The sequence below is a fragment of the Wolbachia endosymbiont (group B) of Dolichovespula media genome, from assembly GCF_947179505.1.
In the GTDB taxonomy this organism is placed as follows: Bacteria; Pseudomonadota; Alphaproteobacteria; order Rickettsiales; family Anaplasmataceae; genus Wolbachia.
Map to the genome: position 1 here is coordinate 447,785 of NZ_CAMXBR010000003.1, position 24,764 is coordinate 472,548.

Annotated in this window: 24 protein-coding genes and 1 pseudogene; 7 read left to right on the forward strand and 18 right to left on the reverse strand. The window is 34.2% G+C overall.

Annotated features, from left to right (window positions below):
• Position 1: 1 nt before the first annotated feature.
• Positions 2 to 556 carry an ATP-dependent protease subunit HslV gene (gene hslV, locus OM967_RS04675; RefSeq protein ID WP_010406442.1) on the reverse strand — a complete coding sequence of 185 codons (555 nt, stop codon included), beginning with the start codon at positions 554 to 556 and terminating at the stop codon, positions 2 to 4.
• Between the two features lie 82 nt (positions 557 to 638).
• Here hslV and gshA point away from each other — a divergent pair, with 82 nt between their 5' ends.
• Entirely contained in the window at positions 639 to 1,793 is a 1,155-nt protein-coding gene (gene gshA / locus OM967_RS04680; protein ID WP_264337708.1) for a glutamate--cysteine ligase, read from the forward strand.
• Here the strand turns inward: gshA and OM967_RS04685 are convergent.
• From OM967_RS04685 to OM967_RS08075, 3 genes and pseudogenes are all read right to left on the reverse strand, one after another.
• Positions 1,790 to 2,590 (reverse strand): hypothetical protein, encoded by an 801-nt coding sequence (locus OM967_RS04685; RefSeq protein ID WP_211907513.1) that lies wholly within the window; start codon positions 2,588 to 2,590, stop codon positions 1,790 to 1,792. The genes gshA and OM967_RS04685 overlap by 4 nt on opposite strands.
• Before the next feature lie 61 nt (positions 2,591 to 2,651).
• On the reverse strand, positions 2,652 to 3,605 hold the full coding sequence (hemH, locus tag OM967_RS04690) for a ferrochelatase (RefSeq protein ID WP_211907512.1): 954 nt from the start codon (positions 3,603 to 3,605) through the stop codon (positions 2,652 to 2,654).
• Positions 3,602 to 4,420, reverse strand: a pseudogene (locus tag OM967_RS08075) (hypothetical protein). Before OM967_RS08075 ends, hemH begins: the two are co-directional and overlap by 4 nt.
• A 114-nt stretch (positions 4,421 to 4,534) precedes the next feature.
• Here OM967_RS08075 and ndk point away from each other — a divergent pair.
• From ndk to folD, 6 genes are all read left to right on the forward strand, one after another.
• Positions 4,535 to 4,954: a nucleoside-diphosphate kinase gene (ndk, locus tag OM967_RS04705; protein WP_211907511.1), complete on the forward strand. Its 420-nt coding sequence runs from the start codon at positions 4,535 to 4,537 to the stop codon at positions 4,952 to 4,954.
• A gap of 120 nt (positions 4,955 to 5,074) precedes the next feature.
• Positions 5,075 to 6,253 (forward strand): aspartate aminotransferase family protein, encoded by a 1,179-nt coding sequence (locus OM967_RS04710; protein ID WP_250120110.1) that lies wholly within the window; start codon positions 5,075 to 5,077, stop codon positions 6,251 to 6,253.
• A 68-nt stretch (positions 6,254 to 6,321) separates the two neighbouring features.
• Complete coding sequence (locus tag OM967_RS04715) at positions 6,322 to 7,599, forward strand: HlyC/CorC family transporter (protein ID WP_211907510.1); 1,278 nt, start codon at positions 6,322 to 6,324, stop codon at positions 7,597 to 7,599.
• A gap of 9 nt (positions 7,600 to 7,608) precedes the next feature.
• Entirely contained in the window at positions 7,609 to 7,866 is a 258-nt protein-coding gene (locus tag OM967_RS04720) for a DUF2312 domain-containing protein (RefSeq protein ID WP_264337711.1), read from the forward strand.
• Entirely contained in the window at positions 7,859 to 8,434 is a 576-nt protein-coding gene (locus OM967_RS04725) for a UbiX family flavin prenyltransferase (RefSeq protein WP_010406412.1), read from the forward strand. Before OM967_RS04720 ends, OM967_RS04725 begins: the two co-directional genes overlap by 8 nt.
• Positions 8,418 to 9,305 carry a bifunctional methylenetetrahydrofolate dehydrogenase/methenyltetrahydrofolate cyclohydrolase FolD gene (gene folD, locus OM967_RS04730; RefSeq protein WP_211907508.1) on the forward strand — a complete coding sequence of 296 codons (888 nt, stop codon included), beginning with the start codon at positions 8,418 to 8,420 and terminating at the stop codon, positions 9,303 to 9,305. Before OM967_RS04725 ends, folD begins: the two co-directional genes overlap by 17 nt.
• A gap of 99 nt (positions 9,306 to 9,404) precedes the next feature.
• On the opposite strand, the gene OM967_RS04735 is transcribed toward folD, so the two are convergent.
• From OM967_RS04735 to OM967_RS04800, 14 genes are all read right to left on the reverse strand, one after another.
• Complete coding sequence (locus OM967_RS04735; RefSeq protein WP_250120109.1) at positions 9,405 to 10,133, reverse strand: cell envelope biogenesis protein OmpA; 729 nt, start codon at positions 10,131 to 10,133, stop codon at positions 9,405 to 9,407.
• 110 nt (positions 10,134 to 10,243) lie between these two features.
• On the reverse strand, positions 10,244 to 10,855 hold the full coding sequence (locus tag OM967_RS04740; RefSeq protein WP_264337712.1) for an outer membrane beta-barrel protein: 612 nt from the start codon (positions 10,853 to 10,855) through the stop codon (positions 10,244 to 10,246).
• Positions 10,856 to 10,975: 120 nt separating this feature from the next.
• Entirely contained in the window at positions 10,976 to 13,435 is a 2,460-nt protein-coding gene (gene leuS, locus OM967_RS04745; RefSeq protein WP_264337713.1) for a leucine--tRNA ligase, read from the reverse strand.
• Positions 13,436 to 13,439: 4 nt separating this feature from the next.
• The gene (locus OM967_RS04750; RefSeq protein WP_007302156.1) at positions 13,440 to 14,030 is read right to left on the reverse strand and encodes a murein hydrolase activator EnvC family protein; all 591 of its coding nucleotides are present in this window, start codon (positions 14,028 to 14,030) and stop codon (positions 13,440 to 13,442) included.
• A 52-nt stretch (positions 14,031 to 14,082) separates the two neighbouring features.
• Positions 14,083 to 14,409: a MerR family transcriptional regulator gene (locus OM967_RS04755; RefSeq protein ID WP_010402982.1), complete on the reverse strand. Its 327-nt coding sequence runs from the start codon at positions 14,407 to 14,409 to the stop codon at positions 14,083 to 14,085.
• Positions 14,406 to 14,705 (reverse strand): integration host factor subunit alpha, encoded by a 300-nt coding sequence (locus tag OM967_RS04760; protein WP_211907504.1) that lies wholly within the window; start codon positions 14,703 to 14,705, stop codon positions 14,406 to 14,408. Before OM967_RS04760 ends, OM967_RS04755 begins: the two co-directional genes overlap by 4 nt.
• A 38-nt stretch (positions 14,706 to 14,743) precedes the next feature.
• Positions 14,744 to 15,940, reverse strand: a complete 1,197-nt coding sequence (locus OM967_RS04765) for an MFS transporter (RefSeq protein ID WP_250126895.1) — start codon at positions 15,938 to 15,940, stop codon at positions 14,744 to 14,746.
• Between the two features lie 305 nt (positions 15,941 to 16,245).
• Positions 16,246 to 18,180 carry an excinuclease ABC subunit UvrB gene (gene uvrB / locus OM967_RS04770; protein ID WP_211907502.1) on the reverse strand — a complete coding sequence of 645 codons (1,935 nt, stop codon included), beginning with the start codon at positions 18,178 to 18,180 and terminating at the stop codon, positions 16,246 to 16,248.
• 86 nt (positions 18,181 to 18,266) lie between these two features.
• Positions 18,267 to 19,028 (reverse strand): cytochrome c1, encoded by a 762-nt coding sequence (locus tag OM967_RS04775; protein ID WP_211907501.1) that lies wholly within the window; start codon positions 19,026 to 19,028, stop codon positions 18,267 to 18,269.
• A complete protein-coding gene (locus OM967_RS04780) occupies positions 19,028 to 20,254 on the reverse strand; it encodes a cytochrome b (RefSeq protein ID WP_264337714.1) in 1,227 nt (408 codons plus the stop codon). The genes OM967_RS04775 and OM967_RS04780 overlap by 1 nt, the downstream gene beginning before the upstream one ends.
• A gap of 130 nt (positions 20,255 to 20,384) precedes the next feature.
• A complete protein-coding gene (locus tag OM967_RS04785; protein WP_264337715.1) occupies positions 20,385 to 21,557 on the reverse strand; it encodes an ankyrin repeat domain-containing protein in 1,173 nt (390 codons plus the stop codon).
• Between the two features lie 275 nt (positions 21,558 to 21,832).
• Positions 21,833 to 23,002, reverse strand: coding sequence for an ankyrin repeat domain-containing protein (locus OM967_RS04790; protein WP_250120105.1), 1,170 nt, complete (start codon positions 23,000 to 23,002; stop codon positions 21,833 to 21,835).
• Between the two features lie 259 nt (positions 23,003 to 23,261).
• A complete protein-coding gene (locus OM967_RS04795; protein ID WP_264337716.1) occupies positions 23,262 to 24,341 on the reverse strand; it encodes an ankyrin repeat domain-containing protein in 1,080 nt (359 codons plus the stop codon).
• A 90-nt stretch (positions 24,342 to 24,431) separates the two neighbouring features.
• Complete coding sequence (locus OM967_RS04800) at positions 24,432 to 24,683, reverse strand: J domain-containing protein (RefSeq protein ID WP_245609393.1); 252 nt, start codon at positions 24,681 to 24,683, stop codon at positions 24,432 to 24,434.
• Positions 24,684 to 24,764: the final 81 nt, after the last annotated feature.

Sequence of the window (24,764 nt, forward strand, 5' to 3'; positions counted from 1 at the left end):
ATTACTCCTCTATTTTTTCGATAATTAGATTATGGTTTGTATAAACACATATATCGGCAGCTATCTTCATAGCCTTTTTTGCAATCTCCTCTATTGATATTCCTTCAACGTCAATCAAAGCTTTTGCTGCAGATAAAGCAAAATTTCCTCCAGAGCCAATGGCTGCAATGCCATCTTCAGGTTCAAGAACATCACCCGTTCCTGTAATGACCAATGAAATAGACTTGTCTGCCACGATCATCATAGCTTCTAATTTTCTTAGATATTTATCCATTCTCCAGTCTTTTGCAAGTTCAACACATGCCCTCATTAACTGTCCTGGGTGCTTATCAAGTTTAGATTCTAGCCTTTCGAAGAGAGTAAATGCATCAGCTGTTGCTCCAGCAAAACCGGCAATTACGGAATCACCAGAAAGACGCCTAACTTTTTTTGCTCCAGATTTTATAACGGTATGGCCTAGCGAGACTTGCCCATCACCTATTACTACTACATTTTTGTCTCTTCTAATTGACAGTATAGTAGTACCATACATTTTACTGCTGTCATGATGAATCATTTTTTTGTTATTTTAATTAGTTATATTATATTAAGATTATAACTTATAATATAGTACTTTTCTTATAACATTTAAAGTGTAGATGCAAAACATAATTCATCCAAATCTGGAAAAAGATATAAATAATTGGTTCAAAACAAAATTTAATGGTTTTACATTACCATTTTATAGCTCCATAGATCTTAGGAATTCAGGCTACAAAATTGCTCCAGTAGACGCCAATTTATTTCCTGCAGGGTTTAATAACCTAAGTGAAGTATCAAAAGCGATAGCAGCAAAATTGATAAAAAGCTACTTCGAAACAAAACAATATAAAAAGGCCCTTATAATACCGGAGAATTACACACAAAATAAAATGTATATAGAAAATGTATTTGCCATAGAAAAGGTACTGCAACTCGCAGGTTTTGAAACTAGAATTGGCCTCTTTCATAATGAAACGTACAATTTAATAGAACAGTATGAAACTGTTGTGAAAGAAAACTCTTTGCTGAAGACAACTTCAGGATTTGTGCCTGATGTTATTATACTGAACCGTGATATGACGAGCCACATTCCAGACACGCTAGAAAACGTAAAACAAGAAATAGTGCCAAGTCCATTATATGGCTGGCACAGTAGGCAGAAATTTCAATATTTTGAAATCTATCAAAAATTAGTGTCCGAATTTTGTGGCGAATTTAAAATGGACCCATGGCTTATTTCTGTGCTTACAGAAAGCTGTAATGGAGTTGACTTTAATGATGATTCATCACTAAGAGCAGTAGCGACTAAAGTTGACCAAATATTATCTCTAGTGCAAAAAAAATATGAGGAATATGAAATAAAAACACAACCTTACGTTTTTATCAAAGCAAGCAATGGCACATATGGAATGGGCATTATAACAGCAACAAGTGGAAAGGAAATATTAAATCTCAATAAAAAAAAGCGTCATAAAATGAAAAAGATAAAAGAAGGAATAGCAATCAATAGTGTTATTATACAAGAAGGTGTACCAACTATTGACATATTTAAAAGTAGTTCTGCAGAACCGCTAATATACTATATAGGAGATACTCCAACATGTTACTTATACCGATGTAATAGCAGGAAAGATGTATATTCTAGCTTGAATTCCACTGACTGTGAATTTTATGACATCAGCCAAGAAAATAAAACTTTGCCACTTTGGAATATTGTTAGCAAATTAGCAGTGCTAGCATTGGCAGTAGAAATTAAGTCTTTTCATCTCTAATAATTAATTTCTACAATGCTGCTATTATGCTGAATATGGTGAGCGTCATCAAGTCCAGTAGAAGGATCAGTACCATTATTAGGTTGATTGACAAACTTATCGATGTTTGATACTAGATATGCTATGCTTAGTAGCAAACTAACCGTAACAGTTAAGTTGAAATTATAGATTATGCCACCACCCAAGTCTATTGGTATGGTTGGAAGTTCCATTCTTTTTAATATGAAGCTTAACAAGCCCAATGACAAAGCGAATGTGCTAAAAATAACTTCTTTGCCATATTTAGCAGACTTTTCAGAATCCTTATTATCTAGATACTTCTTCCATGTATAATAACAGTTTATGCATTCTGAAAATAGAAATAGAACTGCTGATGTTAAGCTAATATAACTTATTACATCCTTGTTGTTTCTAGCTAAGAAATGAATGATTTTTGTCTGCATCAATATTCCTATTACACAGTTTGCCAAGAAGGCTAAGCTACCCACAACCTGTATTGGTTTTTCAGGTTCATTTCCCCCTTTACCATTCTGAAGTTTTTTAGATTTATATCCAGCTAAATTGAGACCAAAGTGAAGAGCAAATATTATTGATGTTGGTAGTTTTATGAACTTAGAAATATCTAATATAGTACAAATATTGGATCTGTTGTTATCAATAAACTCGCAACAGAATTGTAATGAAATTTTACACAATATGCCTGTTAAACCTACTGCAATACAATACATCTTTCTAATATCATGATTGTGAGCATCATGTATACTTTCTATAAATGTATTTGGCTTACCTTTTGGCATAAGTAGATAATAAAATAATAACTTTTTAATATTATACTATAAAAATCTAAAAAGAAAAGTGCTATAAATCAGTACTTTGAGAGTGATCTAAACATAAATCGGCCAAGCACTTGATAAATAAGAGATCAGTACTGAGAGTTGGTACGCGAAAGTAATATCCGTCTTTGATAATTGCTTTATACTCTATATCAAGTTCAACCAGTGTTTCAGAATGCTCAGAAACAAAAGATATAGGTGATAAAACTACAGGTATATTATCGTCTTTTGCGCGTGATAGCTCACTTTCAGTGCTAGGCTCCAACCATTTTACAGGGCCAACCTTACTCTGATAACATATTCCCCAGTCAAGATCTTCAATATTCAATTTTTTTACTATTAATTTTACTGTTTTTTCTATCTGTGAAGCGTAAGGGTCGCCTTTTTTAATGATACTAAGAGGTAAGCTATGGGACGAGAATAGGACTCTTGGCTTACCGATTTTGCTAGCTAATTTATAATATTTAGACGTCAGATTAACATGAGCTTCAATAAAGTCTTCATTGTCATAATAATGGTGAATTGTTTTTGTGTTACATTCCAGTTTGGCATTTTTTTGCCAATTCTCGATGGATGATAGAGTTGTGGTGGTTGAATATTGCGGATATAGTGGTAACAGAATGATTTCGTCAGGGTCGAATTGCTTTACGCTTTTAACAACTTCATCAGCAAATGGATGCCAATAACGCATGCAGATGAATATCTTATATACATGGTTTCCATTTTCATTTAATTTTAGTTCTAAAGCATCAGCTTGTGCTTTCGTATTCTCCAAGATTGGCGATTTACCTCCAATGTGCTCGTATATTTCTTGTGCAGTACTTTCTCGCCTTTTGGAGATAAACTTTGCTAAAAGGAAGCGAAAAGGATTTGGTAGATTTATTATTCTTTTATCGTAAAAAAGATTAAATAAGAAAGGACGGACCGCACTTAGTGAATCAGGTCCGCCTAGGTTAAATAAGATTACTGCCTTCTTCACTGACAGCACCTTTTTTCAGGTTTGCCTATAAAATCAGCTACACACTCATCAAGTTTAGTTACAGGCACTAAATTTCTTACACTGGCATACAATAGATGAGCAGATCTCTTCATGTTACTCTGTGTAGATGCAAAGCCTCTATCGAAAACCACATCAACACAAAAACTTGGCACTGCTTCAAGAAGTTCAACAGCAGCCAAAGATATCATTATGCAGCTTTGTAGGGCCTTCAAAGGAACCATAAGCGGAAAAAGTAAAACCTTAACAAAGAGAGAGCGAGGACTTTCATTCATTATTTGTCCTTGATTAGGAGAATTATACTCAATATGCTGTCTGTTTTTATTAAAAATAGGAAATTTTATAGTGTCTTCCTCAAATTGCTCATCTATTTCTTTTCTACTATGGTTAGTGATCTTTTCCATTAATTTCTCACGCAATTGACAAGTAGTTCTCACAAAAAAACACGTGGCAATCATCAATATAGCTCATATAAGCGCACAATGCATGAGGTTCATCCCACCTATCATAGATGGTAATGCAAGACAAACAAATGGCACTATGATAGCCATTTCGAAAAATGGAATAGTATTCCTTTTTATTGCAAAAACAGCGCCTTCTTTTAATTTTGTATTATTGTGTAAGCTATACTCTAAATAACTCAAAAATGCCAAATTAAAAGTTAAAAATCCTTTTGTCCCACAAAAAATTGATGACTTGAATTGATTAACCCATTCTTTAGCAGTAAGTGTAGTTTCAATTGATTGTTTAACATTAGGATCGACTGGTTTGTTGTTTTTTTTATTACAACACCCCATAAAACACCTCCTTGATGGTTTATTCTTAACTATAAGTGAAAAATTGCTTTTATCAAATCAAAGTTTATAATAAAATAAATCTATAAATATACGATCTTAATATAAGGAAATAATATGGCAATTGAGAGAACACTTTCAATATTAAAACCTGATGCAGTAAAAAATAATATTACAGGCAGTATAAATTCTTACATTGAAAAATCTGGACTAAAAATTATAGCACAAAGAATGATGATGCTGACAAAAAAACAAGCAGAGCTGTTTTATGAAATTCATAAGGATAGGCCTTTTTTTGGAGATTTGGTGGAATTTATGACTTCTGGGTCTGTGATAGTTCAAGTTTTAATCGGTGAAAATGCAGTCAGTAAATACAGACAAATCATGGGTGCTACAGATCCAAAGCAGGCAGATAAAGGTACAATTAGGGGTGATTTTGCTGATGATATTAGTGAAAATAGAGTGCATGGTTCTGATAGTCTAGAGAACGCTCATAGAGAAATAGCTTTCTTTTTTGCTGAATGTGAATTGGTGTAGTTTTACTTTTTTACATATTAAATTTCTGAGTTTTATGTTGAACTGTATAATATTAGCTCAATTTTTAGTTTAAGCAATATTAAGGGAAAGCTTTTTCATGCACTATAGATAATATTTAAAATGGATCATGTTGTTAACGCTTATAATAGATCTGAAGCTTCTATAGTTAGAGGAGAAGGAGTATATCTCTTCGATAAGGATGGTAAAAAATATTTAGACTTTGCTGCAGGAATTTCTACAACCTCTCTAGGGCATTGTCATCCATACATTACAGATAAACTGAAGGAGCAACTGGATTCATTATGGCACTGCTCTAATATTTTTACTATTCCTCAGCAGGAAAGGCTTGCTCAGCGTTTAACAGAACTTACCTTTGCCGATAAAGTTTTTTTCTGCTCAAGTGGACTTGAAGCAACAGAAGCTGCAATTAAATTTATTCGCCGCTATTTCTACTTAAATGGACAAGAAAAGCGCAGTCACATCATTACAATTGAAGGAGGTTTTCATGGCCGCAGTATTGCTGCAATTTCAGCTGGGGGAAATGAAAAATCACGCGAAGGTTTTGCTCCACTCCTTTCTGGTTTTGATAAAGTTCCAAGAAATAACATTGAAGCATTAGAAAAGAAAATCAATAGCGAAACAGCTGCCATATTTTTAGAGCCCATACAAAGTGAAGGCGGAGTACATCCATTGGAGGTAGAGTATCTTAAAAAAGTAAGAGAGATAACAAAAGCTCAAGGAATAATTTTATGCTTTGATGAAGTGCAATGCGGATATGGACGGATTGGCTCTCTATTTTACTATCAAAATATAGGAGTTGAACCTGATATGCTCACTTGTGCGAAGGCTATGGGTAATGGATTTCCTCTGGCTGCATGTTTAGTAAAAGATTATATAGCAGAAGCAATCACTCCAGGAACTCATGGGTCAACTTATGGAGGTAATCCACTTGCCATGACTGTTGGTAATGCAGTACTCGATGTAATGCTAAAGGAAGGCTTTTTTGACCATGTTAAGAAGGTCAGTAAATATCTAAAAGAAAAGTTGTTGCCTTTGACTGAAGAATTTCCGAAGATCGTTTCAGAAGTTCGTGGGGAGGGTTTATTGATAGGGATAGAGCTTAGAGTACCTTTGGCTGATAAAATTGTTAAACAATCTCTTGACAAAGGCTTAATGATGACTAAAATTTTAAATAATAGGGTAATAAGAATAACTCCTCCACTTGTTGTTGAGAATATGCATGTGAATGCAGTGTGTGATATATTTCATGATTTATTTTTTTATATTAAAGATATATAGACTTGCAAATGCTTCTTACAACATATAAAATCAACTCTGTTTCTATATTGCAATAACATCATACTTTAATGGATTGGTTATTGATTTCAGTATTGTCAGCAATTTTTTTCTTATTGATTTTATCGTTTTTGTTCTCAGGAGCAGAAATAGGGTTAACCTCAATTAGCCGATCCCGAGTGAATAAACTAAAGCTAGAAGGTAACAAAAAAGCCAAGATAATAGAGCTTTTGTTAGGTAAAAAAGAATTAACAATAGGAACAATATTACTGTGTAATACAATTATTAACATTACTTGCTCTGCTTTATTTACAGTAATATTTATAAATTCTTTTGGGAATGAGGGCATATTTCTTTCAACATTCATGATGACGTTTTGTATTTTGCTATTTTGTGAAGTTTTACCAAAAACTTACGCCATGCAAAATCCTGAAAAATTTACATTACTTTCTGCTTATTTTATGCTGTTTTTTGTCAAGGTTCTTTCTCCATTGACATTAGGCATTCAGTTTATTGTCAATATCATTCTGAAGTTATGTGGGCTTCATAAGAATAGGGAGGTAATATCTGCAGCAGATGCAATGCGTAATATGATTACTCTTCACCGCAGTGAGGGCACTATGTTACAACAGGATTTAGATATGCTAAATAGTATACTTGATTTGGCTGAGACAGAAATATCACAAATTATGACCCACAGGAGAAACTTATTTTCTCTTGATATAGATCGAAATAAAGAAGAGTTAATAAGAGAGATTTTAACCAGTAGCCATAGCAGAGTACCTTTATGGCAAAAAGAACCAGATAATATTGTTGGAGTGGTTCACGTGAAAAATCTAATAAATGCCTTGCGTGAAAAGGATAATAAAATAGAGATTGCCAAAGTTATGTCAAAGCCTTGGTTTATACCAGAAAGTACGCCACTCAGTGTACAACTTCACAACTTCCGTAAAAACAGGAAACACCTTGCATTTGTTATTGATGAGTATGGAGCACTACAGGGAATCGTAACTCTTGAGGATATACTGGAAGAAATAGTTGGAGAAATTTCAGATGAACATGATTTGATCACAGAGAATTTTATAAAAAAGATATCCGATAATATGTATCACATAGAAGGAAAATCTACTATTAGGGATATTAATAGACAGTTACATTGGGATCTTCCTGATGAAGAAGCTACAACTCTAGCAGGTATGATTGTAAACGAGATAGAGCGCATTCCTGAAGAAAATGAAGAGTTTTCCATGTACGGTTTTTACTTTAAGATTTTAAAAAAAGATAAAAATATTATTACTATGATTGAAGTACAAGTAAAAACTGATAATACTGTAGTAGCAATTAATTAGTTGGGTTCTATGGAAGATACAGTAAAAATAACGGCTGAAGATTTGAAGAGCTATATAGAGAGAATCGAAAAACTTGAACAAGAAAAGAGGGATGTGCAAGATCACATTCGTGATATATATGCAAAAGCTGCAGATGAAGGTTGGGATATAAAAGTGATGAAACAGATTATTAGGCTAAGAAAGATGGATGATGATGACAGGGAGGAACAGGAAATATTACTTGATACCTACAAACGTGCATTGGGAATGAATTACGAAGGTGAATAGTAGGATTGTAATTGGAATAAGTGGAGCATCTGGTTCTATTTACGGTGTACGGATTCTAGAGGCACTAAAAAATACCAATCATGAAACTCATTTAGTGATCAGCAGTGCTGGAAAAATAACTATAGCTCATGAGATTAAAGAAAAACTTGAAGATATTATATCGCTTGCAGATTTTTACTATTCTGAAGAAAAAATAGGAGAAAAAATAGCAAGCGGCTCATTTAAAACCTCAGGTATGGTTATTGCTCCATGTTCTATGAAAACAATGTCTGAAATAGCATCGGGGGTGACTTCCAATCTATTAACAAGGGCTGCAGATGTAACTCTAAAAGAAAGAAGAAAATTAGTTCTTATGGTGCGAGAATCTCCACTACATCTTGGACATCTCCGAAATATGTTAAAACTAACGGAGATGGGAGCAATTATTGCTCCACCGATGCCTGCTTTTTATATTAAACCAAAATCTTTGGATGATATTGTAAATCATGCTGTTGGTAAAGTATTGAATTTATTTGATATTGCATTACCTGACTTCAAGGAGTGGCAAGGAAATGTCAATTATTATTAACGGTAAAAAAATAGCAAATGATCTCTGTGAGGAGCTATCAAAAAAAATTGATATTTTAAAGAAAGAGTATAATGTTTTTCCTTGTCTTAAAGTAATTCTTGTGGGTAGCAATCCAGCAAGTCAGGTCTACGTTCGTAATAAACAAAGAAAAGCAGAATCAATAGGCATAAGTTCTGAAACTATTGTTTTGCCTGATAGTATCTCAGAAGATGAATTGATTGAAAAAGTTAATACATTAAATGAAGATTCATCTGTGCATGGAATTTTAGTTCAGTTACCTTTACCAAAGCACATCAGTGCAAGTAGAATAATTAATACAGTAAGTGTTGAAAAAGATGTAGATGGCTTTCATGATGAGAATGTTGGCAGGTTAGTTAAAGGTGAAAAAAATTGTCTGATACCTTGTACTCCCAAAGGTTCTTTGCATTTAATTAAGTCAGTTGAAAATAATCTGTCCGGTAAAAATGCGGTAATCATTGGCAGATCCAATATTGTGGGTAAGCCAATGTTTCACCTATTGTTGCAAGAAAATTGCACTGTTACCATCTTGCATTCACAAAGTAGGGATTTAGCTGATTATTGCTCTAAGGCGGATATAGTAGTTGCAGCAGTTGGAAAGCCAAATTTTGTTCAACCAGATTGGATAAAAAAAGGTGCAATAGTGATTGATGTTGGCATAAATAGCATTAACATAGGAAATCAAAGTAAGCTTGTGGGTGATGTTGACTTTGAGGGAGTAAAAGAAAAAGTCAAAGCTATTACTCCAGTGCCTGGTGGAGTTGGCCCGATGACAATAGCATTTCTTATGATAAACACTGTAGTTGCTGCTTGCTTACAGCGGGAAGTTGATCCTTCTAATTTTATTGCTTAAGATTTATCTTAATGTTAGCATAAACAGAATACCTTTGCAAATAGCACATATATAGCACCGAGTATACAACTGTATATAAGGATTCAAAGTGTTCATAGCTTAAAAATTATAACGTATACCTACTTCTATGATTGCATCTGGTTTTTTCATCGGTGGTTTAAAGCCACTTAATTGACCGCTTGCAGCAATAGCAACTGTGCTAACTATCTGTGGAATAATTTCACAATCAACACCTAACTTTACTTTATAGGAAATAGCACCCAGTATTTTATCTAGTGTTTCATTTTGACCTGCGGCTGCGGCTACAGTTGCAGCTGAATTTACTGCATTTGTATCCTCACCAAGACCAAAAGATGGCAATATTCGAATATATCCACCCAGTCCTATACTAGCATATAATTTAATAGGATCAATTTCAAGATCAGGATAGTAAAGGTAATTTGCCAATAAACTAGCTCCTACTTTTCTTTTTGCTTTATCAGTTATATCACTTATGTTAGCAAGAACCTCAAGTTCAAACTTAGAATTTTTGTTATGATGATAACCAAAGACAACGTTAGGGTTCAATTTAAAGCTTTCACCCCATCGAGTCCCAAAGTTTAAACCTACATAACCTACATAGTAATGATCTTCGTACTGGTCTTCATATCGATCTTCGTATTGATCTTCACAATGATCTTTGTGTTGATCTTCATACTGATCTTTGTACTGGTCTTCATACCGATCTTTGTACTGATCTTCTAACTCACTTGTACCATTACTAGCTGTACTTGCTAAAGCAACCAACACAGCGAACACTTTCATCGTTCTCATATAATTCATACACATTACTTCCTTAAAACAGACTGGAATAAGTGTTCAAACATGCTAGCAGCAAGTTTTGAGCATCGCTTGTGGTTACACCTAAACATTAAACATGTATTCAATGTTATCCAGCATTAAAAATTATAGCGTACTCCTACTTCCAGCATCATATCCGGTACTGTCATTGCTTTTACACCACTCAGTTGCCCACCTACGGTTAAAGCAGCTGTACCAACTATCTGTGGAGCAACTTCATAATCAACACCAACCTTCAGTTTGTAGGAAATAGCACCTAGTACTTTATCTAGTGTGTTATCTTGAGCTTCAGCTGCATTAGAGTTTCCTTCAGATTTACCAGAGCCAAAAGGTATTACTTGGAGATATCCACCTAAACCTCCACTGACATATAGTTTCACAGGATCAATGTCAACGTCAGGATAATAACGGTAATTTGCTAATAAACTAGCTCCCATTTTCTTGTCTTTGTCCTTTCCTTCTGCATCCTTACCTCCAAACATATCACTTACGTCAGTGAGAATCTCAAGTTCAAACTTAGAGCTTTTATCATAATTATAACCAAAAACTAAGCCAGGTTTTATTTTTAATCCAGTACCCCATCCACCACCAAAGTTTAAACCTGCGTAGTACTGCTCTTTTGCACTATTACTAGCTGCTTTATTACTAGCTGCACCTGCTAGAGATGAAGTGAGCAACACAGCTAAAACACACAATCCTTTTATTTTCATATAACTACCCATACAAAAAAATATATAATGCACAAGTATATATCCTTTATATTAAAAAAGATATAACCTCATATCAAAAAAAGTATACCTACGAAATTAGGGACATGCTACTCAAAATTTTTATATAACTATGTTTACTACCTTATTTGGTACAGCATATATAGTGCGAATTTTGCTTTGATCGATTTTGTTAGATACAGAATCTGTTGCTATTTTCTTCAATTTTTCTTGAGGTAAATCAGTTGCCACTTCAATGGTCGCACGTAACTTTCCATTGATCTGCACTGCTACAGTCACCATATTATCAATTAGTAGTGATTCATCAGCTTTTGGCCAAGGTTGCATATATAGCATGCCTTCGCCTCCTATTTTTTGCCATAAATTTTCAGCCAGGTGTGGCATGAATGGCTCAATTACTCTGATTAGTATGCATATACCTTCATCAATAAGAGATTTTCCAGTTTTTACGTCTATTTCAGCTATTAAATTTGTCATTTCACGAAACTTTGCTACCATACAGTTTAATCTGCAGTTTTCCAAGTCATCTGTAAGCCCTTGCAATAGTTTATGGATTTTTTTTCTGTACTCTAGGAGTTTACCTACAATGTTTTCATTATCATAGTGTATGTTTACGGGCCTAAGTTGCACTACCATACGCCACAATTTATTTATGTAGCGAAAACAACCTTCCACGCCATCATCAGACCATTCCATATCTTTTTCTGGGGGGATATCGGATAATACAAACAAACGAGCAGTATCAGCACCGTATTTTTCTATGATAAAGTTTGGGTCAACTGTATTTTTCTTTGACTTACTCATCTTTTCGATTTTTCCAACTTGGATCTTAGCACCCTTCGCAATCAACTCTTTTGCTTCTTCGGGAAAGAGCCATTTGCCATTCTCATCTTTATAAGTTATATGGCAGACCATTCCTTGAGTGATTAAAGTAGAGAAAGGCTCTTTAACGTCAAAATAGCCACATTTAGTTAAAGCATGGCAGAAAAACCTTGAGTAAAGCAAATGTAGAATTGCATGTTCTATTCCACCTATGTAATAATCAACAGGCATAAAACGATTACAAGTATCTTTATTAATCGATTTATTTTCACTGCAAAATGAAGCAAAATACCAGGAAGACTCAAAAAAGGTGTCGAATGTATCAGTTTCACGCTCTGCTTGCTTTCCGCACTTTGGACAATCAACAAATTTCCAGGTTGGGTGCTTATCCAGGGGATTACCACCACTTGTAAATTCTACATCCGTTGGTAGAACAACAGGGAGGTCTTTTTCTGGAACTGGAACAATTCCACAATCTTTACAATGTATAATAGGTATAGGACATCCCCAATAACGTTGCCTTGAAATTCCCCAATCGTGTAGACGATAGTTTATTGTTTTCTTACCTATTCCTTTTTCTTCAAGTTTTTTTATGATTACTTTTTTTGCCTCATTAATCATTAGTCCGTTTAAGAATTCAGAATTGAACATCACTCCATCACCGAAGTACGGTTCTTTTAAGATCTCTGTGGTCTCTTCACAAACTACAAGAATAATCGGTAAACCATACTTCTGTGCAAATTCAAAATCACGCTGATCATGTGCAGGGCAACCAAAAATCGCACCTTCTCCATACTCCATCAACACAAAATTCGCTATATAAATTGGTAATTCCTTGTCGAGAAATGGGTGCCTGACGTTCAGTCCAGTGTAAATTCCAATTTTTTCATCATTCTCCCCCTTTGCCTTCATATTACCAATAAAGTCTCTTATTTCTTTGTCCTTAAGGTCTTGTACAATAGGGTGCTCTGCTCCTACTGCAAGAAAAGAAGCTCCAAATAAAGTATGAGGAGAAGTTGTAAAAATCTTCAATTTCTTATTCAGGCCAACTATTTCAAAATCTATAGTTGCCCCTTCAGATTTTCCTATCCAGCGCTCTTGCATAGTTTTGACTTTTTCTGGCCAATTTTTTAAACTTTGCAGACAATGAAGCAAATCTTCAGCAAAATCAGTAATCTTTAAAAACCATTGGAATAACTTACGTTTTTCAACAACTGCACCTGATCGCCATCCTTTTCCATCAACCACTTGCTCATTTGCAAGCACTGTTTGGTCCACTGGATCCCAATTAACCCACGACTCTTTTCGATAGGCAAGACCATGCTTTAAAAAATCCAGAAAAAATTTCTGTTCGTGTTTGTAATAATCAGGCTCACATGTGGAAAGCTCGTGATTCCAATTGTAGGAAAGACCTATAGATTTTAGCTGTGCACGCATATTGTCTATATTCTCTTTTGTCCACGCTGCAGGGTTAATATTATTGTCCCTTGCTGCATTTTCAGCTGGTAATCCAAACGCATCCCAGCCAATTGGGTGCAAAACCTCAAATCCATGAGCTCTCTTGTAACGTGCTATAACATCTCCTATTGCATAGTTACGCAGGTGCCCCATATGAATCTTACCAGATGGATATGGAAACATTTCCAACACGTAACATTTCTTCTTTTTACTATCTTTGCTTACAGAAAAATCCCACTTATTTTGGTAGAATTTTTCAACGTTTTTAAAATCATATTTCATAAATTCAATCACAGTTTATATGTACTAAAGGATCGACTGCTTGACCATTATGCCTTATTGTGAAACACATCTGCGGATCTTTATCTTGTGTGCTTGATTTACCTGCAGATCCAATTACTTGACCTTGTTTTACTTTATCACCAATTTCAACTTGTATGTTTTTTAAATAGGAGTACATAGTCATGTAATTATCTTTATGTTCCACTATAATTAAATTTCCGTACCACCTCAGGCCTTTGCCTACGTATATTACTTTGCCAGGTGCAGAAGCAATAACCTTTGTTCCACTTTGAGCAGTAATTTTTATGCCATCTTGACATATTTTATCAGAAGAGGTAACTGCACCTTTAACCGGTATTACAAATTTACACATGCTTTGTGCATTATTGTTATATACCTTATCTACAAAGGCTTTTCTACTTTCTTTTCGCAGCGAAGAATCAACATTTTCTTTAATCAAATGATACTCCCTTGTGTACTCTAGGTCTCTTTTTCCATAAAATTCTTCGCCTTTAAGTAGTACAGGTGCAGGTTTTTGCAGGCCACAGCTTATCAGTATTGCTGATAATATAAAGAACAATGCTATACGACACATACACTTATCTCTAGATATATCAACTTTCACAAAACTTTATAGTGTTTTTCGTCTATTTATTACTTTCTTCATTTATTTTATCAGTCAAATAGTCTCTTAAATCGGTAAGTTCTTGCAACAAATTTCTTGAATAATGATCAATTCTTACATCGTTACCAAATTCCTTTTGTACTCCTTTTATTGTATATCCTTTGTCATATAGCATATATTTTATTTTCTTTATTGCCTCTATACACTTATGATCATATAGTCTTCTTCCCTTCCGTTTTATGGGTTTAATTTGATGGAATTGACTTTCCCAGAATCTTAAAACATGCTGCTCCAAATGTAGTTCTTCAGCTACTTCTCCAATTGTGTAAAATAATTTTTCCTTATTCATCGGTTGTTTATTAATTTCTTCATCATTTTTGAAGGTCTAAAAGAAATTGATTTTCTCGCTTGAATTACTACCCTTTCCGATGTCTTTGGTATATTTCCTGGTCTTTCTTTCTTGTTTTTAACCAAAAATGTTCCAAATGAAGATATTTTTACTATTCCATCCTTTGCTAAGCTCGTTTTTATCTCATCCAATATATCATCTATTATTGCAATAGAGTCTTCTTTCGATAATCCAATTTCCTGATTTATACATTCAGCTATTGTTGCCTTAGTTACTGTTGTGTCTTTTGTTGTCATAATTTATTACAGTATGTTAATATAATATAACAATCGACTCAAGATTCAGCTACTTTATTTTTATAGTATGTTTCTTTTGTAGCATAATTAAAAATACTAGCAAATGTTAACATTGCAAATATTGTGAAAAGCGCCATTTGATGATCTGAAAAAAGTGCTAAAATTGACACTAAAATTCCACTCATAACAAACATAAATCCATTGATAATGGATGATGATGTGCTAATATACTTCTGCTCAACAACCTCACTACCAACAGTAAAATTAAGCATATGTCCTCCTGCAAAAAAACCAAACATTAACATACAAAAGTATATAATATGAACTGTTAAATTGCCGCACAGTAAAATAATAGCTGAAATACTTTGCAATGTGGCAAAAGCAGAGATTACGTGCCTTCTATTTTTAAATAGATTTGAGATTAGATCTGCAATTGGAGCACCAACTGCAAGACCAAGCCACAATATTGCAGTTGCCACACCTAACTCCATTGTATTGAGTTCTAAGTTGCTTAGTAACCTTGGTGCCCACAGCATATTAAGCGCTAAAAATGTTCCAAAAGTAATAGCACCCACTATTGAGGTTATCCAGATATCTCTTAATTTTAGCACTGTTAGTACAGAACATATTACTGTTTTTATAGAGCTCTTTATTGTGTATTCCCCCAAATTTTTTTTTGAAAGTCCTTTCGGATAAAAAAACATAAGTACAAATATCGATACGCCAAATAATATTACGCATACAATAAGATTTTTCCAATCTGCACCTTCGGCAAGCAAGCTAGAGAAGCACATTTGAATCATCAAAGCAGAAAGACTTGAAATTGTCTGCACTAGTGAGAACATCAGTCCAAATTGAGTAAGGGGAAAATATGTGCTACTTACATGAGCAGCGCCAATAAAACCAAACGATGCTCCAATTGCGATCAAAAATTGAGATAAAATTAAATGGGCAAAATTGTCACTCTTGATAAGGACAAAAAAACCAAAGAGCATGATTGACAATGAGAAAAAATAAATTTTTTTGCTGGAAAAAACATTAAACATTGCCCCACTAAAAAATTGTGAGATAGCAAAAGTCCAAGTATATGCTGAATTAGCTAGTGCAACTTGCGCGATTGTGAGCTCAAGTTCTTTTTCAAGATTCACGCTTATAAAGGTGTAGATTATCTGCATATTGCTGAATACAACAATCAAGTTACTGATGAGCCAAATGAACCAAGCTTTATTTTCCATAAGATTTTTTATAAATAGTCCATTGATAATAAACCTCTTTTAGGCTCTGATTATTGTTAAAACAATTGCAATTATAGTATGATATAAAAGCTATGAAACAACAAATTTGTTGTGAGATTTAATTTGTTAGAGTTTGTACATAATCTCGAGAAAGAAATAAGTTCAACAATCATTACCTATAAGATAAAAGGTGAAAATTTGAAATTATCATGAACTGGCTCATTTTTCTGCCACTCGAATGATGTTCTTTCAATTGTTGGTAAATCAAAGTCAGTTTAACTATTAATTATTTATCTTTTTTCTAGTTATGCAACGGGCCTATTATTAAATCTTTCAATAATACCTTTTATTTTTGCCGCCTCTTCAAACTCTAAATTTTCAGCATGCTTCAACATTTGCTTTTTCAGACTATTTAGATCATCCTGACTAAAATTCTCAACTACCACTTTTTCCTGTAAAGTATTTGATATAGGCTTTATTATAGTTTTTGGTACAATATTATGCAGTGTATTATGCTCTGTCTGTTTCTTTCTTCTCCTTTCAGTTTCTTTCAGTGCACGATCCATAGAATTAGTAATTTTGTCTGCATATAAAATTACTCTGCCCTCAACATTTCGTGCAGCACGACCTATCGTTTGAATGAGCGAAGTCTCTGATCGTAAAAACCCTTCTTTGTCAGCATCTAAAATTGCAACTAATCCACACTCGGGAATATCAAGACCTTCCCGCAACAAGTTAACGCCAACAAGAACATCTATTTCTTTAGATCTTAATTTGCATATAATTTCAATTCTTTCCAGTGCACCAATATCTGAATGTAGGTAAGTTACTTTCATACTGAGCTCACTCATATGCTCAGCTAGTTTTTCAGCCATTTTTTTTGTCAATGTGGTAATTAGAATACAAAACCCTTTTTTTATCGTCACTTGTGCCTCATGAATCACATCATCAACCTGACTCCCTGTTGGTTTTATGATGCAGATGGGATCTGTCAGTCCTGTTGGGCGGATAACTTGCTCTATAAATGCGTGATTAGTCTTTTCTAATTCATATTTTCCTGGAGTAGCCGAAACGTAAATAGTCTGTGGCCGTATTGCCTCCCACTCTTCCAATTTTAATGGACGGTTATCAAAAGCAGAAGGTAGCCTAAAACCATAATCTATCAATTTCTTTTTACGTGCTTCATTACCGCTATACATTGCACCTATCTGGGGAACGGTTACATGGCTTTCATCAACAAATAAAATTACATCTTTAGGTAAATACTCAAACAATGTAGGCGGTGGATCTCCAGCTTTCATTCCGTAAAGATAACGCGAATAATTTTCAATACCTTTACACACTCCCGTTGCCATCATCATTTCAATATCAAAATTAGTACGCTGCTCAAGGCGTTTTGCTTCAACAATTTTGTTCTGTGAATAGTAATAATCCAGGCGTTCATGTAGTTCTTTTTTAATCAATTGAACTGCTTGCAAAAGAGTCTCACGTGATGTAGTGTAATAGCTATTTGGAAAAATGGTGACTGTATCTATGCGTCTGATAATATTGCCGTTCATGGCATCAATCTCAGAAATTTCCTCTATTTCATCACCAAACAATGATAAACGCCAAGCTTTATTTTCATAATAGGCAGGAAATATATCAATAATATCGCCGCGCACTCTGAAATATCCTCGCTCAAATCTGACATCAGAACGTTTATATTGGAGATTAACTAAATTATTCAGAAAGTCATTAACATGAATCTTATCTCCAGCACTTAAAGTCAAGGTCATGCTGAGATAGCTCTCAGGCGAACCAAGACCGTATATACAAGAAACACTCGCAACTACAATCGTGTCCCTACGCTCCAAAAGAGAGCATATAGCAGAATAGCGTAGCATATCAATTCTTTCATTTATTAAAGAGTCTTTTTCAATATAAGTGTCTGTTTGTGGCGAATAAGCCTCAGGCTGATAATAATCATAATAAGAAATGAAGTATCCAACAGCATTGTGGGGGAAAAATCCTCTCATCTCCTCGTAAAGCTGTGCCGCTAAAGTTTTATTATGCGCCATAATTAACGCAGGCCTGTTTGTTCTTGCAATAACATTTGCCATAGTAAAAGTTTTTCCAGAGCCAGTTACTCCAAGTAAAACCTGATCTCTTTTTTTGTTATTTAGTCCTTCAACTAAACTATCTATTGCTTGTGGTTGATCCCCAGCTGGCTGAAAATTTGTAACTATTTGAAATGCCATAATCCCTATACTTTCATAATATATTTATCATTACATAATACACATGATATTATGAGTAAGGTATAAAAACGAGCGTAAATGAAGTTCTATTTTCCTTTTTTATAGAGTTGGCTCCAAACTCTATTGTTAGTGAGAACAAAAAATACCGTCAAAGTTATAAAATATGTCACTATTTTTAGCCCAAGTTTATGTCGGCGCTCCAGTTCTGGCTCTGCTGCCCATTGTAAGAAATTTACCACATCATATGCCATATTTTCAACTGTGGCTTGCCTTGTACCATCATATTCTACCATTCCTTCAGAGAGTGGTGGTGCCATAGCTAACCTGCCTGTTGAAAAATATGGATTAAAATATAAACCGTTCTCATCATGTTCACCGTTTTGATAACCAATTAGTAGTGAATAGACATAATTTGCACCATCATGTCTTGCTTTGACAATTAATGATAAGTCCGGTGGAATTGCTCCATTGTTGCTTGCTGCAGCTGCTTCTTTTGTATCAAAAGGTGCAATAAAATAATCCGAAGACACTCCCGGTCTATCAAACATTTCACCCAAATCATTCGGACCATCTTTAACTTGGTAAGAGGCTGCAATTTGTTTTACATCCTCTTCAGAAAAACCAACATCTTGCAAATTACGAAACGCTATTCTATTCATTGAATGGCAAGCAGCACAGACTTCCTTGTATACTTTATAGCCACGCTGAATTGACTCTCTATCGAAAGATCCAGTAATTCCATCAAAACTCCAGTCGATTTTCTTATTTGGTAAAGGTTTAAACTCCTCTGCAGACAAAGAATTAGTGAGAAATAATATACAAAATACAGCAACTTTAACCAACAGCATCACTTCATCTCCGGAACGGAATCGCTTATTGTTTTTGGTAATTTTTTTGGTTTCTCATACTTACTAAGTAAAGGTAAAACTATCACAAAATATGAAAAATAATAAAGAGTTGAGAGCCTACTTAAAGTAATATAAGGCTCTTTAACTTCCTGCCCCCCAAGCCAAGCAAGAAATGCAAAATTTATTGCAAAAACCCAAAAAAATTTCTTAAATAATGGGCGATAAGCACCACTTTTAACCTTTGATTTATCAAGCCAAGGCAAAAGAAACCAAACTAAAATAGATCCAAACATGGTAAGTACACCAATAAGCTTATTTGGAATTGAGCGCAACATCGCATAAAAAGGTAGGAAATACCACTCTGGTACTATGTGTACTGGAGTTACCATAGGATCAGCTTCTATATAATTATCAGGATGACCAAGATAATTAGGGGCATAAAAAACAAATCCAAACAAAATTATAAAAAATAAACCAAAAGTTATGCAGTCCTTTGCTATATAATAAGGATAAAAAGGAATAGTGTCCTTACCTGACCTTACTTCTATTCCACTTGGGTTATTAGAGCCAAATCTATGTAGAGCAACAACATGCAACATAGCTAAAGCAATAATAATGAAGGGCAGAAGATAATGAAGGGCAAAAAAACGATTAAGTGTTGGGTTATCAACGGAAAAACCACCCCACAACCATATAACTATTTTATTGCCAATTAAAGGTATGGCTGAAAATAAGTTAGTTATAACTGTTGCACCCCAAAAGCTCATTTGTCCCCATGGAAGAACATACCCCATAAAGGCAGTTACCATCATTGCAAAAAATATAAATATGCCAATAAACCACACCATTTCTCGCGGTCTCTTATAAGATCCGTAATATAATCCACGCATGATATGAACATAGACCACCATAAAGAAGAGTGACGCCCCAACAGCATGAGTATAACGTATCAGCCATCCATAACTTACGTCACGCATTATACGCTCCACACTATTAAATGCATGATCAACATGCGGAGTGTAGTGCATGGCAAGAAATATACCTGTTATTATCTGCAAAATTAGTGCTATACCAGCCAAAGAACCAAAATTCCAAGCATAATTTAAATTTTTTGGTACTTGATAAGAAGCGGTATGTTTTAGAAAAGAAAATATAGGCAGTCTATACTCTATCCAACCTAATATACCTTTTTCTTCTGTTATTTCTTTCTTGCTATCATCTTCCATAACTTAAAGTTTTTTCATCTTAACTCATTTTATTGTAACAACTTACCTACAACGCACAATAAAAAGTTTAATTTAAATAATAGATTTCACGAAAACAAGCACTAAGACTTGAGTGCTTGTTTTAACTGATTTAGAGGGATTTTTGATGACATACACCTTTAGATATTGTTGAATTGCTTAATAAACTTCGAGGACATTGATCAAGTTTTTCAAACTCACTAATTACCATCTTAATATCCCTTTCTATAGCACTAACCTTTCTTTCTCTAATTTGCTCCAATGTCAAAAGTGAATCATCCAATGGTCTTGAATATTTCCTCCCGATAAACTTTCTGATTACCACGTCAGCTAGCAGAGCTGTTCCATTAAAATCAACTTGCGAAAAATCAATTGGGCTTCCAGTCAAATGTGCAACAGATTGCTGTGCGGGAGGTAAAGCAGGGGCACTCTGAAATAAGCTACTGAGTGCAGCAGTTGTTGAAGTTCCCATCCAACTAAATACACTATTAATAAAAGAAGAAGGCCTTACTGCACTGCTTGGTGCAGGATCTGGATTTACATTGATACTCTCTGCCTCTGCAGCAATTTCTTTTATCGTTTTACCTGGATAAAATAACTTAACATAATCTGATGGTGTCTCGTTCCTTATATTCTTAACATTATCAATATCAGCACCATTATCGTATAATAGCTTAATTATTTTTGGACATTTTGAACTAATAGCCAAATATATAGGTGTTTGTCCCTGTTCGTTTTGAACATTGACATTAGCACGATATTCAATAAGAAGCTCAACTATTCTTGAGTAGTTTTTTTCAATAGCAGCATGTAGGCATGAATTTTGTGAATAAGCAAGAAGATCAAATTTGCCGTTTGAGCTAGCACCATGTTTAAGTAAGACCTCCACTTTTTCCGGACTATTCTTGTCTATAACCCAACCTACAAGAGTGCGTTTTTTATCAGCATATGAAAAATAACCACTAATGCTTGCTCCTTTATCGATTAGAAGCTCTATCATTTCTGTGGTGCCCTTTGTAACAGCATAGTATATAGGAGGCACACGAAAAAAGTCCTCAATATTAACATCTGCGCCATTCTCAATTAAAAACCTCATCATTTCTAAATCTTGTTTACTAACAGCAATCGATAAAGGTGAGTTACCATTTCTATCTTTAGAGTTAATAACATTAGTAGTATGTGTCTTTCCTTCTCTAATATACTTCTCAGCTTTTTGAAAATCATGTTCCTTTACTGCAGAACGTAGCCCGTCTCTCCATTTTTCAACTTCTGTTTTTGTAACCATAACCCCTCCTAAAGAGTAAAACTTTTGATTGTATATCACATAATTTATGCATATACTAGTAAAATTTATATGTAAAGCTAAAGAAATTCCACAACGCAAGAGATTATTTATTTCATTGTGTATACCGTGCTACATTTAGTTTTTGTACAAAACGCTATAAGTTTCCTTAATTTACTTAAATTTCGTAGCAGCTTATTCCCAACATATAAGAGCTTAAACTTAAAGAGGATTATACGAAAATAAGCACTCAAGCTTGAGTGCTTATTTTAACTGATTTAAAGGGACTTTTGATGTATACCTTTAGATATCGTTAAATTGCTTAATGAACTTTCAGGACATTGATAAAGTTTTTTACACTTACTAAGTGCTGTCTCGAAGTTTTTTTCTATAGTGTTAAGCTTTCTTTCTCTAATTTCTTCTATTGTGAGAAGTGAATTGTCCAGTGTCCTTGAATATTTTTTTCCTGTGAACTTATTTATTGCTGCGGCAGTTAGCAGAATTATTCCATTACAATCAACTTGTGAAGAACTAATTGGGCTACCATCTAAGTGGTCAACAGATTGCTGTGCAGGAGGTAAAGCAGGAGCACTGCTGAATAAGTCGCTGAGTGTGTCAGTGGTTACCCAACTAAATATACTATTGATAAAAGAAGAAGGTTTTACTGCGCCGCTTGTGATGCTGCTAGCTTCTTTAAAATCTGCTCTGGTAGGAGTGGAGGAAGAGTTCACTGTGCTACTTGCCAAGTTTTTGGTATTACTAACTTCCAATTCTATCTTAATTGCTTTGGTAGGGGATAATTGAATACTCGCTGCACTACTTACCGAATCTGTGCCCTTGTTAGCGTCTAACCCTACCTTAATACCTGCTTTTATAGAAGTTAATTTTGCTTCACAGTCAGCTTCAGTAGCACTGCTCAATACAGATTCTATTTTTTGAATTTCACTACTACTACATTCATCTTTTCTAGCATTTCCAACAACATCTAATGCTGTTTTGCCGTAACGACTTTGAATACTAGCATCAGCACCTCTACAGAGTAGGAGTTTTACCATATCTAAATGACAATCATTAGATGCTAAGTACAAAGGTGTAAAGCCTTTATAATTTGTAGCATTGATGTTAGCATCACGATCAAGTAAAAACTTTGCTATTTCTAGTTTGTCATGTCTAGCAGCAATGTGCAAGGGAGTACTCAAATATCGATTACTAATAGTAGTATTAACATCAGCACCGCTGTTACATAAAAACTCTAATATCTTTAAATTACCCAAGAGAGTAGCATGATGTATAGGTTTCATATAGTATCTTTCATAATTCAAAACTTCATTTTTTATTTGTTTATACTCTATCTCTTTAATACATTCTTTAACTTTCTGAAAATCACCTCTGCTTATAGCAGAAACTAATTTTCTTCCTAAAATCTCAATTATTTTTTGTTTTTCCATCAAATACCTCCTAAAAGAGAATGCTCCCGGCTTTATATCATGCAACTTAATATGTGCAAGCAAAATTTACAGAGAAAAATTTCAATAATTAAAAATTAGGTCTTCAGCAACCTACCACGTTAACTTTTGTACAAAATATGCTGAGCTTCATTATTCAAATTTTTTTGCTCTTAATGAGAAGCAATCTGCTTTAGAAAAGGAAATAAGGGATAAGTTTTGTAAACTAAGCACTCGAATTAGAGTGCTTAGTTTAACTGATTTAAAGGGACTTTTGATGCATACCTTTAGATATCGTAAAATTGCTTAATGAACTTTCAGGACATTGATAAAGTTTTTCACAACTACTAATTGCCGTCTCGAGTTTTTTTTCTATAATAGAAAGTCTTGTCAGAGGTGGATTGTCCAGTAGCCTTGAATACTTTTTCCCTGTGAACTTTTTGACCACTACATCAACTAGTAGAGCTGTTGCATTAAAATCAACTTGTGAAGAACCAATTGGGCTACCAGCCAAGTGATCAACAGATTGCTGTGCAGGAAGTAAAGTAGGAGCACTGCTGAATAAGCCATTGAGTGTGGCAGTGGTTACCCAACTAAATATACTATTAATAAAAGAAAAAGGTTTTACTGCACTGCTTGGTGCAGGATCTGGAGTATCAACAGCTTCCAATCCTATCTTAGTATTTGCCCTGGTGGAGGCTGAGAAAGGGTTCGCTGTACTACTTGCTGCATCTGGAGTATCAACAGCTTCTAATTCTAACTTAGTATTTATTCTAGCAGAGAGTAATAGTTCTGTACAATTATTTTTATGAAATTTTGATAAATCTAAGTATATTTTGCTCATGTCACAGCCATCACTGCAAAAACTTTCATAACCTGGTATAACCTCAAATGCCGTTTTGCCATTTGCATTTCTAATATTAACATTAATAATGTTATTATTGAGCAGAAGATTCGCGATATCTAATCGACAATAAAAAAAGGCTAAGTGTAAAGCTGTAAAACCTTGTATTACTTGGGAAGTGGTACTACTAGTACAATGATATATCATTTCTTTTATTTCTGTTTTGCTACTCATGGTAGTAACGTACGAGTAAGGAACAAGACATCCATCACTAACAGCATTAATATTAGCATTATTTTTAAGCAAAAACCGCACTATCTCTAAGCTACCTTTATAAACAGCAAGATGTATAGGTGCCATACCATCTTTTTTACCATTAATAATCTCTTTTTCTTCATTTATATATCTTGCCTTTTTAACATATCTTTTAACTTTCTTAATATTAAGCTCATCTATAGCCGCAAATAAATTCTTTCTCAATCTCTCAAGTTTTTTCATCAAATACCTCCTAAAGAATAATGTTTCCGGCTTTATATCATGCAACTTAATATGTACAAGCAAAATTTACAGAGAAAACAATGGTTAAAATTAGGTCTTCATCAACCTATCACGTGCTGCGTTTAACTTTTGTGCAAAATATTCCGATCCTCCCTTGTCTGGATGGACCAGTTTCATTAAATTTTGGTATGCCTTATTGATTTCATTTTGGCTTGCCTCGGAATTCAGCCCCAGTATTTTTAATGCTTCATCTTTGGACATATTATCACCAGTGTAATTTTTGGTGTAACTTTTACTGCTGTTAAATTCGTTCAAAAACTTACTTAATATAGAGTTCATCATAAAACTTATGTTATTTCTCTTTGCCAAAAAGAGAAATAATACAACAACGCTAGGTAAAACAAACGTGATTATTGTGAATAT

Coding starts and splice junctions, on each gene's coding strand:
- OM967_RS04720 (WP_264337711.1), top strand. CDS start 7,609: ATGGAAGATACAGTAAAAATAACGGCTGAAGATTTGAAGAGCTATATA.
- OM967_RS04795 (WP_264337716.1), bottom strand. CDS start 24,341: ATGAAAAAACTTGAGAGATTGAGAAAGAATTTATTTGCGGCTATAGAT.
- OM967_RS04800 (WP_245609393.1), bottom strand. CDS start 24,683: ATGATGAACTCTATATTAAGTAAGTTTTTGAACGAATTTAACAGCAGT.
- OM967_RS04755 (WP_010402982.1), bottom strand. CDS start 14,409: ATGAATAAGGAAAAATTATTTTACACAATTGGAGAAGTAGCTGAAGAA.
- hslV (WP_010406442.1), bottom strand. CDS start 556: ATGATTCATCATGACAGCAGTAAAATGTATGGTACTACTATACTGTCA.
- OM967_RS04780 (WP_264337714.1), bottom strand. CDS start 20,254: ATGGAAGATGATAGCAAGAAAGAAATAACAGAAGAAAAAGGTATATTA.
- OM967_RS04740 (WP_264337712.1), bottom strand. CDS start 10,855: ATGAAAATAAAAGGATTGTGTGTTTTAGCTGTGTTGCTCACTTCATCT.
- OM967_RS04775 (WP_211907501.1), bottom strand. CDS start 19,028: ATGCTGTTGGTTAAAGTTGCTGTATTTTGTATATTATTTCTCACTAAT.
- gshA (WP_264337708.1), top strand. CDS start 639: ATGCAAAACATAATTCATCCAAATCTGGAAAAAGATATAAATAATTGG.
- ndk (WP_211907511.1), top strand. CDS start 4,535: ATGGCAATTGAGAGAACACTTTCAATATTAAAACCTGATGCAGTAAAA.
- OM967_RS04785 (WP_264337715.1), bottom strand. CDS start 21,557: ATGGTTACAAAAACAGAAGTTGAAAAATGGAGAGACGGGCTACGTTCT.
- OM967_RS04715 (WP_211907510.1), top strand. CDS start 6,322: ATGGATTGGTTATTGATTTCAGTATTGTCAGCAATTTTTTTCTTATTG.
- OM967_RS04790 (WP_250120105.1), bottom strand. CDS start 23,002: ATGGAAAAACAAAAAATAATTGAGATTTTAGGAAGAAAATTAGTTTCT.
- uvrB (WP_211907502.1), bottom strand. CDS start 18,180: ATGGCATTTCAAATAGTTACAAATTTTCAGCCAGCTGGGGATCAACCA.
- OM967_RS04735 (WP_250120109.1), bottom strand. CDS start 10,133: ATGTGTATGAATTATATGAGAACGATGAAAGTGTTCGCTGTGTTGGTT.
- OM967_RS04710 (WP_250120110.1), top strand. CDS start 5,075: ATGGATCATGTTGTTAACGCTTATAATAGATCTGAAGCTTCTATAGTT.
- leuS (WP_264337713.1), bottom strand. CDS start 13,435: ATGAAATATGATTTTAAAAACGTTGAAAAATTCTACCAAAATAAGTGG.
- OM967_RS04760 (WP_211907504.1), bottom strand. CDS start 14,705: ATGACAACAAAAGACACAACAGTAACTAAGGCAACAATAGCTGAATGT.
- OM967_RS04685 (WP_211907513.1), bottom strand. CDS start 2,590: ATGCCAAAAGGTAAGCCAAATACATTTATAGAAAGTATACATGATGCT.
- OM967_RS04750 (WP_007302156.1), bottom strand. CDS start 14,030: ATGTGTCGTATAGCATTGTTCTTTATATTATCAGCAATACTGATAAGC.
- folD (WP_211907508.1), top strand. CDS start 8,418: ATGTCAATTATTATTAACGGTAAAAAAATAGCAAATGATCTCTGTGAG.
- OM967_RS04765 (WP_250126895.1), bottom strand. CDS start 15,940: ATGGAAAATAAAGCTTGGTTCATTTGGCTCATCAGTAACTTGATTGTT.